The sequence below is a fragment of the Vibrio neptunius genome (assembly GCA_019339365.1).
In the GTDB taxonomy this organism is placed as follows: domain Bacteria; phylum Pseudomonadota; class Gammaproteobacteria; order Enterobacterales; family Vibrionaceae; genus Vibrio; species Vibrio neptunius.
This window is the reverse complement of sequence record CP079860.1, coordinates 1,572,715-1,585,923: the sequence shown is the minus strand read 5'-3', so window position 1 is coordinate 1,585,923 and position 13,209 is coordinate 1,572,715. Positions and strand designations below refer to the sequence as shown.

Genomic DNA, 13,209 nt, shown 5'->3' with positions numbered 1-13,209 from the left:
GGATTCATCCGGGGCCTTTTGTTTTAGTCTTCGTCGTGCATCTCTGCCCAAGCTTGTGCGCATTTCACCGCACGCTTCCAGCCTTTGTAGCGACGACTGCGTTTTTCTTCATCGTGGTGAGGGGTAAAGGTCTTGTCCACTTCTGCTTTGTCTGCCACTTCATCCAAGCTATTCCAGAAACCCACTGCCAAACCTGCAAGATAAGCCGCACCTAATGCAGTGACTTCAGTGACCTTAGGGCGCAGTACCTGTGTATCAAGTACATCCGACTGGAACTGCATCAAGAAATTATTAGCAACCGCACCACCATCGACACGAAGTGCTTCAAGCTTAATTCCAGAGTCCGCTTGCATGGCATCGAGTACATCACGTGTTTGGTAAGCAATACCTTCTAATGTGGCACGGATAATGTGGTTGGAATTGACACCACGAGTCAGTCCAACAATGGTACCACGTGCGTATGCATCCCAGTATGGAGCACCCAGACCAGTAAAGGCAGGGACAACATAAACACCATTCGATGTGTCAACTTTAGTCGCAAAGTACTCAGAATCTTTTGCGTCTGCCAATAACTTCATTTCATCGCGTAGCCATTGGATCGATGCACCGCCCATAAAGACTGCACCTTCCAATGCATAGGCTGGTTCGCCCCCTGGCCCACAAGCGAGAGTGGTTAGCAAACCATTCTTAGACGTCACTTTTTCCTGACCAGTATTCATTAGAAGGAAACAACCCGTACCATAGGTATTTTTTGCCTGACCTGCGTTAACGCACATCTGACCGTACAGTGCGGCTTGTTGGTCACCCGCAATACCAGCGATTGGGATACGCGTACCTCCTTTACCACCAATGTTAGTTTGACCATACACTTCTGATGATTTCTTCACCTCAGGCATCATAGACAATGGAATATCCATTTCCTTAAGCAGTTTCTCATCCCATTGAAGTGTATTGATATTAAACAGCATCGTACGTGACGCGTTGGTGTAGTCTGTGACGTGAACACGGCCTTGAGTCATCTTCCAAACCAACCAGGTATCAACCGTACCGAACAGAAGCTTACCAGCAGCAGCATCTTCACGCGCCCCTTCAACGTTGTCCAAGATCCATTTGATTTTGGTACCAGAGAAGTAAGGATCTAAAACTAAGCCTGTATTTTCTTGAATGTATTCTTCTAAATTGCGCTGTTTGAGATCCTCACAGATTGCAGCAGTACGACGACATTGCCAAACAATCGCGTTATAAATTGGTTTGCCTGTTTCTTTGTTCCAAACAATGGTTGTTTCACGTTGGTTTGTAATACCAATACCGGCTACTTCGTCGCTACGAATACCCGATTTGCCCAATGCTTCCACCAACACTGAGCTTTGTGTCGCATAGATTTCCATTGGATCATGCTCTACCCAACCCGCTTGTGGGTAAATTTGAGTGAACTCACGCTGAGAAACGCTAACAATATTGGCGTCGTGGTCTAGTACAACCGCTCTTGAACTTGTGGTGCCCTGATCTAGCGCGACTATGTATTTTTGCTCAGTCATGATCATTTCCTTTTCGTTTCGAGATTTCTATTGGTAATTTTAGTATTAAACATGCGCTTCTTGATTCTCTTCAGTGTCTTCACACTGATTTGGAATCGTGCAACCTGTCCCTGTATTTGGCAGGTATTGAGCGATAAATTTCGGGTAAGCCCAAGCGCCAAAACATGCGCCAGCAATCGGACCTAAAATAGGGACGATAAAGTATGGAATCTCTTTAGCACCTGAGAGCGCGTAATCCCAACCTGCAAGGTATGCAAACAATTTAGGGCCAAAGTCACGTGCAGGGTTCATTGCAAAACCTGTTAGTGGGCCAAGAGAGCCACCTATGACAGCAATCAAAACACCGATAAGTAGAGGGTTCATTGCACCACGAGCCGCGCCGTTGTTTTCATCACCGAGTGCTAAAATGGCAAACATTAGAACCGCTGTGATAACAAACTCAACCGCTAGCGCTCCGGCAAACGACAACGACGCATGAGGGTATGTAGAAAAGATTCCTGCCGTTGCCAATGCGTCTTGGCTGCTGCGCGCAAAGCCCTGTGCAATCTCATAATCGACGAACAAGTTGCTGTACAAACTGTATACCAACGCAGCTGAGCAAAAAGCGCCCAACATTTGAGCGATGATGTAAGGCACAACCTTGGCTTTATCAAATCCATGAAAAGCCGCCAATGCAATCGTGACAGCGGGGTTGATGTGCGCTCCTGACACACCTGCTGTACAGTAGATAGCAATAGCTACCCCAAAGCCCCAGACAATACTGATTTCCCATTGCCCAAACTGAGCACCCGCAAGTACTAAAGCGGCTACACAGCCAACGCCAAAGAATATCAATAGTCCGGTACCTATAAACTCAGCGATACATTCACCAAGTAAGGTGGGTTTTCTATTCGTCATAGTAAGAGTCCTTGTTTACATTAAATATGTGCAATTTAGTTTTTGTATTGATTGCGCATCGTATTTTGCATACATAGGTATGAGATTAAACGTTCACACCCGATTAATGAGCGTTCGAGCACGTTTTGTTATTTTTATGTTCTCTATTTTGTTAATTAAATCAATTTTTTGATCTTCACTTTAAAAACCACTATTAACAATATCCTCACATTGCTCTAATGCACCCCCACTAACGCTTGCATTCAAAAAGCATTGACACAAAACAGGTGTATTTACTCTAATAAATCACTCGTCATATGTTGAACTATTGTTACGTATACTTTTAAACCGTCTTAACCGTGTATATCTGCCCGTATTTTAACGGATTGCAAAAATAAAAGGTTAATGATGAGCAACACAACAACCATAAAATACTCGTTCGCTCATATGTGAACAAGTTAACGAAAATTAAATGAAAGTAATGGCACATTATAATTATGGACATTTCACCAAGGCCCAACTTTACTATGGTTAAACGGTTCGAAACTGATGTGGTCATCATCGGCGGAGGCGCAACAGGTACAGGAATCATGCGCGATTGCTCACTGCGTGGTATCCGTTGCATTTTATTAGAACAAGACGATATTGCGTCGGGAACTACTGGACGTAATCATGGCTTACTTCATTCCGGAGCTCGTTACGCCGTCACAGATGGTGAGTCAGCAAAAGAGTGTATTCAAGAAAACCGCATACTTAAAAACATTGCTCGTCATTGTGTTGAGGATACAAATGGTCTCTTTATTACCTTACCTGAAGACGACCTTAGCTTTCAGGACACATTTGTTGACGCTTGTAGCAAAGCGGATATCCCCACCAAGCGACTATCGGCTAAACAAGCCCTTAAGCTGGAACCTAATGTTAACCCCAAAATAAAAGCGGCGGTCCAAGTACCAGATGGCACATTGGATCCATTTCGTTTATGCGCGTCTAATGTTTTAGATGCCAACGAGCACGGAGCGCTTCTATTCAACAAAACCAAAGTCACCTCCTTAATACGTCATGAAGATACAGTCCTTGGCGTGAACGGCTACAACACTGAAAAGAACGAATCCTTTCAAATATTTTCAAAGCAAGTCATCAACGCTGCTGGTATATGGGGACAAAACATTGGCGAGTATGCCGATCTCAGCATCAGAATGTTCCCAGCAAAAGGGTCGTTACTCATACTCGATTATCGAATCAACAACCTCGTCATCAATCGCTGCCGAAAACCTTCAGACGCCGATATATTAGTGCCTGGAGATACCATTTCTCTCATCGGAACGACATCAGAACATATCGATTACGATCAAATTAATGATCTCCATGTTACCGAACGAGATGTCGACGTGTTGCTGAAAGAAGGAGCGAAGCTTGCTCCTATCATGGCTAATACTCGCGTACTTCGTGCCTATGCTGGCGTACGACCACTGGTTTCCGTCGATGATGATGGAAGCGGCCGCAATATCAGCCGAGGTATCGTATTACTTGATCATGAAAAACGGGATGGTCTGAAAGGCTTCACTACTGTAACTGGCGGTAAACTCATGACCTACCGACTAATGGCAGAATGGGCGACAGACTTGCTGGCCGAGAAGCTATCTGTGAATGAGCCATGCACCACACATATCACACCCCTTCCCGGCTCAAACAAACCAGTTAGCAAGCCAAAGAAAACAGCCAGTATCGTAAAGCCTGTCTACGAATCAGCATATTACCGTCATGGTGAGCGTGCTTCTGATTTTCTGAATGAAAGTGTCGAAAAACAAGCCGTGATTTGCGAGTGTGAAATGGTTACCGCAGGCGAAATCGAATACGCGATTAAACAACTCAATGTACATACTCTGGTCGACTTACGTCGCCGTACACGTCTTGGAATGGGGCCATGTCAGGGTGAGCTTTGCAGTTATCGCGCTGCGAGCTTGTTTAACCAGTACGCCAACCACAACGGTAACCAGTGCAGTCAACTTCTTAATGAATTCCTAGAAGAGAGATGGAAAGGTACTAAGCCCATCTTCTGGGGCGATGCACTTAGAGAGGCTGAGTTTAGCCATTGGATTTACCAAGGTTTGTTTGGTGCTGGTCAATGCATCCCTCATAAAGACGCTAAGGAGGAGACCAGATGAAGTATGATGTCGTTGTGATAGGAGGCGGAATAGCGGGTTACTGCTCAGCTTTGAAGTGTTTGGAATCTGGATTAAAAACCGTCTTGATTAATCAAGGCCACAGCTCATTGCACTTCTCATCTGGCTCAATTGATGTACTTGGCAATCTACCAAATGGCTTAGAAGTGACAGACCCTTTTGAAAGCATTCCTGTACTCAAAGCGCTTTCATCCGAGCACCCTTATAGCAAGCTATCTGTTTCTGAGATAAAAAGAGCGCTGCTGTGGTTTCAAGCCATGCTGAGTGAGACTGGCGTCTCCCTCTCGTCAAACCAAAATGGCCATAATCATTACCGGATCACACCCTTGGGTACAATCAAACCAACTTGGTTGTCACAGCCGTACGTCCATCAATGGCTGCCGAATTCCTCACTAAAGAGGCTCGTTTTAATCTCCATTGATGGGTTTCGAGATTTTCAACCTCAACTTGCCCTCGATAATCTAAACCAGATTGAAGAGTTTCGCCAAGTCGAAAAGAAAATACTGTCGGTCCGTATTCCTGGCTTTGATTCTCTACGACAAAACCCGAATGAGCTGCGTTCTATCGATATCGCCCGAACACTAAAACAACCCAAAGCATTTTCGAGTTTTGTACATCAATTAAGCGCAGGAACCACTGCGGATGACCTAGTCATTCTTCCAGCCATCATGGGAAATGGCGACGGCCTTGCATTGATGGAACGATTACAAAGCGAGACTCAACTTTGTTTTCATGAAGTGCCGACAATGCCACCTTCCCTATTGGGAATTAGGATCGAAGAAGCATTGCAAGGCATGTTTACCAAAATGGGGGGTATACAGCTCAAGGGCGACAAGGTTGTTTCCGCACATTGGCATCAAGACAAAAAGGCGATTCGCTCTATACAGACGGCCAACTTAGAAGACTTTTCGCTCATCGCCAAACACTACGTGCTCGCTTCAGGGAGTTACTTTAGCCATGGTCTGGTTGCTGAATCGAATCGGATTGTCGAACCAATATTCAACTTAGATGTCCATTATCACCAAGATAGAAGCCAGTGGCGAAATAAAGACTTTTTCAGCCAATCTTCACACCCATTTACGCAGTATGGCGTGATTACTGACCGCGACTTTAATCCAACGCTGAATAGTCAAACGGTTCGCAACTTGCACTGCTGTGGTTCAGTATTGTCTCACTATGACCCGATACAACAAGGTTGTGGAGGCGGTGTTGCCATCGCAAGCGCTTTCCATGTCGCTAATAATATTATTCACGCCATAGCGTTAGAGGAGACTCACGTATGACCACCTATTTTGCTGATCACGCTCCTCAGGTCACCAGTTTTGATCATTGTATTAAGTGCACCGTTTGTACCGTTTACTGCCCAGTAGCGAAAGCAAATCCGCTCTACCCTGGCCCAAAACAATCTGGCCCAGATGGAGAGCGGCTGCGGATTAAAAACGCCGACTATTATGATGAAGCATTAAAGCTGTGCACCAACTGCAAACGTTGTGAAACAGCTTGTCCTTCTGGTGTCAAGATTGGTGACATTATTGCTGTGGCAAGAGGGAAATACGGAAAAAAAACTTATAGCCCTAAACTCATTAGAGATTTTGTACTCAGCCATACCGACCTTTTCGGGCATTTAGCGACGCCTGTCGCTCCGTTAATCAACAAAGTAACGGATAACAAACCCATCAAAAAAATCCTGCATAAGACTGTCGGGATCGACGAGCACAAATCGTTACCCAAATACTCCCACGGAACGTTTCGTCACTGGTACAAAAAACACGTGTCCAATCAAGATATCTATCCCCGTCAAATCAGCTACTTTCACGGATGCTTTGTCAATTACAACCACCCTCAGCTTGGGAAAGATCTGGTCAAGGTTCTCAATGCACTAGGCATCGGCGTACAACTATTGGAGAAGGAAAAGTGTTGTGGTGTCCCACTGATAGCGAACGGCTTTCATAGTAAGGCTCGTCGCAACGCAGAACTTAACATCAAACACATAGAAGATGCTGTTTCTAACCATGGTCATACCGTCCTTTCAACATCTTCAACTTGCTCCTTTACGCTCAAGCAGGAATACCCGCATGTTTTGGGCGTTGAAAATTCTCACGTCAGCGATCGTATTGAATACATCACTAAGTTCCTGTTAAAAGAATTTATGAATGGCAATACGTTGAATATGAAACCGATCAACAAACGAGTGGTTTACCACACACCTTGCCATCTGGAAAGAAGTGGCAACGTCATCTTCACTTTGGAGGTGCTAAAACAAATACCAGGATTGGAATTGATCATTCTTGATAGCGAATGCTGTGGGCTGGCAGGAACCTATGGTTTTAAAGAAGAAAACTATCAGGTTTCCATGAAAATTGGCCATCCTCTCTTTGAATCGATTAAGTCAGCCAAGGCAGACTTCGCTATTACGGATTGCGAAACCTGCAAATGGCAAATTGAAGAAAACACACAACGAGAAACTATTCACCCAGTCACGTTACTGGCAATGGCGATAAGCACTTAGAACGCATCTCAATAGCTGAGATGCGCGTTGAGAATAGATTGCAGACTTCCACTCCTTTTGATGGCTTTCAGACCTTGATTAAAAGTCATCAAATGCTGTTGACTATCAGGCTTCTTGTTGGGTAGCAACACATGCAGAGTATTCACAAACAGAGGTGTGGGGTGATAAGTCAAACGACTTCTCTCGGATTCCAAGCCTTCACTATTAAGCACATAGTTGACGTACGTAATATATAGTGGCGATACGTCAATAGTCCCAGCAAGCAGTTTTTTGATGTTTTCAGCCTCATCATGCACTCGCTCAACAGTGAGCTTGCCACTTTTCTCCGCCTTTTCAAACGCTTCACCGTAATAGCCACCAATCAGTGCACTGACTTTCAGACCTTGTAAATCTTCCACTCGATTCCAGTCGAATGCCTTTTGTTTTTGGTAGAACAAATGCGCATTTATCTTATAAACCACATCACTGATAAGGAAAGATTCTTTGTACGCTTCGTTGAGTTCCCACAACGCCGTCGCATCGGCTTTACCCTGTGCTGCAAAGTCAAATGCCTCTTTCCAAGTTGGTAAATGAACATACTTTACGTCTACATTTTGCGTCTCAAATGCAGCCGTGACGATTTGAGCGTTGATACCATAACCCGGTAGTGTTTTGGAATGATATGGAGGGTACTCACCACCAACAGCAATAGTGAGCGTCTGCGTAGACGCAGAGGTTGGAGTAGCGAAAAACAGTAAGTAGGCCAAAAAATACGACAAGGCAATTTGAGAAAAGTGGAAACTTAATCAGCATACTCTCTCCACAACATAAAATGGTGACGTGCCACCCAACGACAAGACATTAGGTTATATTTGAAGAGTTTAGCTTTGGCTTTTGAGTTACGCTAATTATTGGTCAGTTATTCGAAACGATAAACAGGACTTCTACGCGTCTGTTACAGGCTTTTCCGGCACTTGTCGTGTTTGAACATGCTGGTACATATTCACCATAGCCGCGTGTGTAGATAGAATTCATCGCCACATTATTGCTAACCAATTGCTTTTTCACCGCTTTAGCGCGTTTCATGGAAAGTGAATCGTTAAAAGCCGGCGCTCCAGTACTGTCAGCATGGCCATCAATCACAATATCAATGCCCGGCTGTGTTGCTAAATATCGGCCCATCATGTCCAGCCAATACATCGAATCAGGTTTAACCATTGACGAGCCAGTGTTAAATTTGACCGTATCAGTTAACTTAACCATGATGTGGTTACCCGGCAGTACCTCGTAGTCGACACCGTTTTTCAATAGGAAACTTTGCAGATCGCTATAGTTGCTGGTGCGCATCTGCCCCATGGGTCCTTTCACACCAGACGAAGCCAGTTGAGGTGCGTCTCCCCAATTCGGGTATCGTACTTCGAAGTCTGTTTTTGGGGCGGTCTCTAGCATGTCATCCGTGAGATAACGCATTTCTTTAGCCAGATTGCCACAACCAGTGAGAAGTAAGAGCAAAGGTAAGGCAAGATATTTCATTGATCCACCATTCGTTTCCGTTTCGATACATCATTTATATCGGCAACTCTGGGAATACTTTAATTATAATTTAACCCTTTTCTTATCGCCTGTTGACGACTTAACGTTCTGAAATGATTTAATAAGCATTTCACACTGTTTGCTATTTAGTTACTCGCCGTGAAAGAGTAAAATCCGCCTACTGTTATCTCACTGAAAACACATCGCGAACAGCGACTGCAAAGAGAACATACTATGAAAAAGATACTGGCCTTACTGACCATCGCAATTGCCACTCTATTGGCTGGGTGTGCAGAGAGCGATGTCCCGCAGGAAGGTAAGCAATTCCAAAAACTTCCTGTCAACTTATCGACCTTTCGCTTGCCTCAGGTGGCTGAAGTTTTTTCACTCAATTGTGGCCACTGTAAAAAAATGGAACTGGTTTTGCCTCAATTGGAACAACTCACCAAGCAAAACATTGGCAAGATCCACGTGACGTTTAATGAAAGTGCGCAAGTTGGTGCCATGATCTATTACAGCGCTGAAATGCAACTGGGTAAAAAGCCTGAAACATCGATGATGAATGAATTGTTTACCGCGGCTCAAATGGGTGACGACGCAACAATGGCCGCGAAAAAGCAAGCCATCGATGATGCTTTCCACTCTCGCGGACTAACCAGTCCTTACGAGCTCAAACAAGACCAGCAAAAACAGTTATTCAGAGCAATGCAAGTCGCTAAAGAGATCACTGAAAAAGGTCAAATTAATGCAGTTCCGACCTTTATCGTAAACGGTAAGTATATGGTGCTGACATCCGGTCATAAAAATGTTGAAGACATTGCCAAGACTATCAACTATTTAATTCAAAACAACCTTAAGTAAAAACGGAAAGGACTCATGTCTAAAATAATCATCCCAATCGTCATTTTAGTACTAGCTGGCTTCATGATTTATCGCACTATGGTGACCAGCAAAGCTGGCGAACAAAACTTTGCAGCAGGACAAGCATTTCTTCTTGAAAATGGTGAAAAAGAAGGTGTGGTAACAACGGAAAGCGGACTGCAGTACCTTGTGCTCAACAAAGGAACTGGTACGGTCAATCCAACCGCTAAGAGCAAAGTGAAGGTGCATTATCACGGTACGCTAATCGATGGCACTGTGTTCGATAGCTCAGTTGAACGTGGTGAGCCAATTTCATTCGCTCTTAACCAAGTCATCAAAGGTTGGCAAGAAGGCCTGACATACATGGTAGAAGGTGACAAGTTCCGCCTGTTCATTCCTAGCCCTCTGGCCTACGGCAAAGGTGGAAGTGGTCCAATTCCACCAGCATCAACGCTAATATTTGATGTCGAGTTGTTGGAAATCCAATAATCAACAAGGCCAATCATTCGTGATTGGCCTTTTTTCTATGCCAGCTCTTTTAACTCTCTGCAAATATGCTTATTCAAATGTTGTTGAATAAAGTTAACATCAGCTTTATAGAAATCGGTCGTCGGAATTTCATCCGCTGTCATCCAATGAAAAGTTTGCTGCCTATGTTCTGAATGGGCAACAGGTAGCGTCGATTGACCTGCATGAAGAACCACGTAGTATATTCTTCCACCATATTCATTAATATCGCTGTAAGTCGCAACGTGAGACAATCCACTCAAATGAGTCTCTTCATACAGTTCTCTGATCGCGGCATTGGTACCAGACTCATTGCTGTCCACTTCACCGCCGGGAAATTCCATAATCATACCTTGAGCAGGTCGGTAGCGCTCCTGAATCAGAACTTTTCCATCTCTGATGACGACGGCCATCGCTAAATGCTTCATTGGGGGCTCCTTGGATTAAGCTGACTATATCGGCGCTTTAGGCTCAGACGAGTTGTGTTTTTAGATTAGAAATGTCTGACACCGATACTGAATGTTAAGAACCAGCGTAGAGTAACCGAATATGCAATTCAGTTCTTTCACTACGTTCAAAAAACGCAATGTAAAATAATAAAAAACGGCACCTTATCCTTATGGGTGCCGTTTGAACTGAGCGATATTTTTTATTTGTACTTTTTCTGCACAAACCTCTTGCTTACATCGACAATGGCGACATCTTTGAAGAAGCTACGACCGAGTAACAACGGAAACGTGAGATGTGTTCTATCTGCAAGCGTGAATTCTGTTTTCTCTTTCAAATCCCCAATCTGGATCCAAGATTCAACAACAGGGCGACGCTCAGCCTCTTCTGTACTCGACTGACGAATTTTCACCCAGCGTTGCACTGGAAGAGCAATTTCTTTACTCTTGCTACCGTCGTGTTCGATCTTGAACTTCACCCAGTCTTTACCATCACGTTCAAATTCAACGACATCGGTAGCACTGATTGATGACGTTGTCGCACCGGTATCGATACGCGCTTTGAAGTTCTCTTCAAGCCCAGGAATATACACCCATTCCTGTTCACCGAGGATCAGTTTTCCATCCGATGTTTTCTTCGGTTGTGGTTTTGGCGGTGGTTTTTTCTCAGGTTTTACTTCCGGTTTGGGTTCCGGCTTACGCGGTTTCTCAGCTTCTTTATCTGGCTGCTCTGCTTTAGGCTTTTCAATTTGCGGTTTTTTGTCTGGTTCTGCTGGCTGCGGACCTGTCGTTGAACACGCCATTAAACCGCCACTAAGCATAACTGGAATCAGGAATTTCCATGTTTTGTTCATTCGATCACCTAATTCAATAACAAGATAGGACCACTTTTAAAAAGGCCCACATCAGTGTGAGCCTTAAAGCGACACTTAAGACACTTTAACTATCGCATCGGCTACGTAAGGAATGTCTTTTTCAGTCAAACCTGCGATGTTAATTCGACCATCTCCAACACCATAAATACCATATTCTTCACGGAGTTGCGTCATTTGGTCTTGAGTAAAGCCTAGCACAGTAAACATGCCTTTGTGGCTTTCAATGAAATCGAAATGTGACGTGTTATGGGTATTTCTCAATTCATTACATAAGGTTTGACGAAGGTTCAGCAGGCGCTGTTGCATTTCGCTCAACTCCTGTTTCCAAACACCGGTCAGCGCTTCACTTTGTAGGATGGTTTTGACTAATGCCGCACCGTGATCTGGCGGCATTGTGTACGTTGCACGTGCAAGCGTTAGCAACTTGCCTTTTGCATTGCCAACATCTTGCAATGACTTGCCAACCACTATGGCGGCACCCGTACGTTCACGGTAAAGGCCAAAGTTCTTTGAACAAGATGTGGTGATCAGCATCTCTTCCACATTGTCCGCCATAAAGCGTAAACCTTTGGCATCTTCTTCTAAGCCGTCACCAAAGCCTTGGTATGCAATATCGACAAACGGAATAAACCCGTTTTTCTGTGATAACTCCGTCACCGCCTGCCATGCAGAAAAGTCGATGTCAGCCCCAGTTGGGTTGTGACAACACCCATGCAGAAGGACCACATCTTTTGGTCCCGCCTGAGACAATTCTTCGAGCATTCGCGCTGTATCAACCTGTTTGGTTTCAGGGCTAAAGTAGCTGTACAGCTTCACTTTAAGACCCGCAGCTTCCATAACAGGACGATGATTAACGTAACTTGGGTTTGAAATCCAAACCGTCGTTTCAGGCTGAGCGACTTTCATCAGGTCACCAAGCATACGCAGTGCACCACTGGCGCCCGGTGTTTGGATGGCTGCAACGCGATCCATGGCTGAAGTACCCGAAAGCAGCAAATCAACCATACTCTGGTTGAACTCTTCACAGCCAGCCAAGCCGACGTAAGATTTCGTTTTTTGCGTTTCAACCACAATATCCTGTGCTTGAGATATTGCTTTCATGACTGGTGTTTCACCAGTACTGTTTTTGTAGACGCCAATACCCAAGTCCACTTTGTCAGGACGAGGATCATTACGGTAAGCGACGGATAAAGAAAGGATAGGATCCAGTGTAGGTGTTGGTAAATGAGAGAACATGAAAGTCATAACCCTTTGAAATTCAAGTAACGGTGTTCAACTTATCACTTAATCCCCTAATTCAGAAATAAAATTTTAGTGCCTAAGAGCAAAACAGGATAAAAACCTTTTTCGTTAACATATTTGCAACATAAAGAGTTCAGTCAGAACAAAACTCTATAGGTAGAGCTAAATCTTGAATCGGTGAATGATCTGATTGGAGCTACCACGCCACTCTAGGTTGAGATCCTTTTTCTCCTGCTCAAACTTGCCGTCAATTAAAACATCAAGTAACGCGACCACTTCTTGTTGTTCTACCGTCAATTCAGCCAGCGTATAACCTGTCCACATCCAGATATCTTTGTCTGGGCACTCTTTACGTACCCGCTTAACCAACCGAAATACATCAGCAACATTGGCTGGATGAAGTGGATCGCCACCGGATAACGAGAGCCCGCGTCTTTTAATACGGGTATCTTTTAAGTCCTTCAGAATCTGGTCTTCCACTTGTTGAGTAAACCACACTCCTGAGTCAATTCGCTGTGTCGATTGGTTATAACACCCGCGGCACTGATGTATGCAGCCAGAGACAAATAAAGTACAACGTGTGCCTGGCCCGTTAACCACATCCACAGGATAGTATTGGTGGTAGTTCATGACGTTTTCCGATGTTGGATACTTGAGAAA

At 44.5% G+C, this 13,209-nt stretch carries 13 protein-coding genes; 5 read left to right on the top strand and 8 right to left on the bottom strand.

All coding sequences use genetic code 11. From position 1 onward, the window contains the following. Positions 1 to 23: 23 nt before the first annotated feature. Positions 24 to 1,538, bottom strand: a complete 1,515-nt coding sequence (gene glpK, locus KW548_23915; protein ID QXX08635.1) for a glycerol kinase GlpK — start codon at positions 1,536 to 1,538, stop codon at positions 24 to 26. 45 nt (positions 1,539 to 1,583) lie between these two features. Then, positions 1,584 to 2,435 (bottom strand): aquaporin, encoded by an 852-nt coding sequence (locus KW548_23910; protein QXX08634.1) that lies wholly within the window; start codon positions 2,433 to 2,435, stop codon positions 1,584 to 1,586. Positions 2,436 to 2,911: 476 nt separating this feature from the next. Between KW548_23910 and glpA the strand changes: the two genes are divergently transcribed. The 3 genes from glpA to glpC are packed head-to-tail and all read left to right on the top strand — an operon-like array spanning position 2,912 to position 7,106. Continuing rightward, positions 2,912 to 4,579 carry an anaerobic glycerol-3-phosphate dehydrogenase subunit A gene (gene glpA / locus KW548_23905; GenBank protein ID QXX08633.1) on the top strand — a complete coding sequence of 556 codons (1,668 nt, stop codon included), beginning with the start codon at positions 2,912 to 2,914 and terminating at the stop codon, positions 4,577 to 4,579. Beyond that, a complete protein-coding gene (gene glpB / locus KW548_23900) occupies positions 4,576 to 5,880 on the top strand; it encodes a glycerol-3-phosphate dehydrogenase subunit GlpB (protein QXX08632.1) in 1,305 nt (434 codons plus the stop codon). Before glpA ends, glpB begins: the two co-directional genes overlap by 4 nt. Next, a complete protein-coding gene (gene glpC / locus KW548_23895; protein ID QXX08631.1) occupies positions 5,877 to 7,106 on the top strand; it encodes an anaerobic glycerol-3-phosphate dehydrogenase subunit C in 1,230 nt (409 codons plus the stop codon). Before glpB ends, glpC begins: the two co-directional genes overlap by 4 nt. An 8-nt stretch (positions 7,107 to 7,114) precedes the next feature. On the opposite strand, the gene KW548_23890 is transcribed toward glpC, so the two are convergent. Continuing rightward, positions 7,115 to 7,852, bottom strand: a complete 738-nt coding sequence (locus KW548_23890) for a transporter substrate-binding domain-containing protein (GenBank protein QXX08630.1) — start codon at positions 7,850 to 7,852, stop codon at positions 7,115 to 7,117. A gap of 148 nt (positions 7,853 to 8,000) precedes the next feature. After that, the gene (locus KW548_23885) at positions 8,001 to 8,618 is read right to left on the bottom strand and encodes an OmpA family protein (GenBank protein QXX08629.1); all 618 of its coding nucleotides are present in this window, start codon (positions 8,616 to 8,618) and stop codon (positions 8,001 to 8,003) included. Between the two features lie 234 nt (positions 8,619 to 8,852). Between KW548_23885 and KW548_23880 the strand changes: the two genes are divergently transcribed. After that, positions 8,853 to 9,479 (top strand): thioredoxin domain-containing protein, encoded by a 627-nt coding sequence (locus KW548_23880; protein ID QXX08628.1) that lies wholly within the window; start codon positions 8,853 to 8,855, stop codon positions 9,477 to 9,479. Positions 9,480 to 9,494: 15 nt separating this feature from the next. Beyond that, the gene (locus KW548_23875; GenBank protein QXX08627.1) at positions 9,495 to 9,968 is read left to right on the top strand and encodes an FKBP-type peptidyl-prolyl cis-trans isomerase; all 474 of its coding nucleotides are present in this window, start codon (positions 9,495 to 9,497) and stop codon (positions 9,966 to 9,968) included. A gap of 35 nt (positions 9,969 to 10,003) precedes the next feature. Here the strand turns inward: KW548_23875 and KW548_23870 are convergent, their stop codons facing one another. The 4 genes from KW548_23870 to nrdG all read right to left on the bottom strand — a co-directional run bounded on the left by KW548_23870 (position 10,004) and on the right by nrdG (position 13,179). Beyond that, positions 10,004 to 10,414, bottom strand: a complete 411-nt coding sequence (locus KW548_23870; GenBank protein ID QXX08626.1) for an NUDIX hydrolase — start codon at positions 10,412 to 10,414, stop codon at positions 10,004 to 10,006. 221 nt (positions 10,415 to 10,635) lie between these two features. Next, positions 10,636 to 11,286, bottom strand: coding sequence for an ATP-dependent zinc protease (locus KW548_23865; protein QXX08625.1), 651 nt, complete (start codon positions 11,284 to 11,286; stop codon positions 10,636 to 10,638). A 75-nt stretch (positions 11,287 to 11,361) separates the two neighbouring features. Next, positions 11,362 to 12,543, bottom strand: coding sequence for an aspartate/tyrosine/aromatic aminotransferase (locus KW548_23860; protein ID QXX08624.1), 1,182 nt, complete (start codon positions 12,541 to 12,543; stop codon positions 11,362 to 11,364). Between the two features lie 168 nt (positions 12,544 to 12,711). Then, positions 12,712 to 13,179 (bottom strand): anaerobic ribonucleoside-triphosphate reductase-activating protein, encoded by a 468-nt coding sequence (gene nrdG, locus KW548_23855; GenBank protein ID QXX08623.1) that lies wholly within the window; start codon positions 13,177 to 13,179, stop codon positions 12,712 to 12,714. Positions 13,180 to 13,209 lie beyond the last annotated feature (30 nt).

Excerpts from the sequence above, each read along its gene's own strand:
- glpK (QXX08635.1), bottom strand. The coding sequence starts at position 1,538 with ATGACTGAGCAAAAATACATAGTCGCGCTAGATCAGGGCACCACAAGT.
- KW548_23910 (QXX08634.1), bottom strand. The coding sequence starts at position 2,435 with ATGACGAATAGAAAACCCACCTTACTTGGTGAATGTATCGCTGAGTTT.
- glpA (QXX08633.1), top strand. The coding sequence starts at position 2,912 with ATGGACATTTCACCAAGGCCCAACTTTACTATGGTTAAACGGTTCGAA.
- glpB (QXX08632.1), top strand. The coding sequence starts at position 4,576 with ATGAAGTATGATGTCGTTGTGATAGGAGGCGGAATAGCGGGTTACTGC.
- glpC (QXX08631.1), top strand. The coding sequence starts at position 5,877 with ATGACCACCTATTTTGCTGATCACGCTCCTCAGGTCACCAGTTTTGAT.
- KW548_23885 (QXX08629.1), bottom strand. The coding sequence starts at position 8,618 with ATGAAATATCTTGCCTTACCTTTGCTCTTACTTCTCACTGGTTGTGGC.
- KW548_23880 (QXX08628.1), top strand. The coding sequence starts at position 8,853 with ATGAAAAAGATACTGGCCTTACTGACCATCGCAATTGCCACTCTATTG.
- KW548_23875 (QXX08627.1), top strand. The coding sequence starts at position 9,495 with ATGTCTAAAATAATCATCCCAATCGTCATTTTAGTACTAGCTGGCTTC.
- KW548_23870 (QXX08626.1), bottom strand. The coding sequence starts at position 10,414 with ATGAAGCATTTAGCGATGGCCGTCGTCATCAGAGATGGAAAAGTTCTG.
- KW548_23865 (QXX08625.1), bottom strand. The coding sequence starts at position 11,286 with ATGAACAAAACATGGAAATTCCTGATTCCAGTTATGCTTAGTGGCGGT.
- KW548_23860 (QXX08624.1), bottom strand. The coding sequence starts at position 12,543 with ATGTTCTCTCATTTACCAACACCTACACTGGATCCTATCCTTTCTTTA.
- nrdG (QXX08623.1), bottom strand. The coding sequence starts at position 13,179 with ATGAACTACCACCAATACTATCCTGTGGATGTGGTTAACGGGCCAGGC.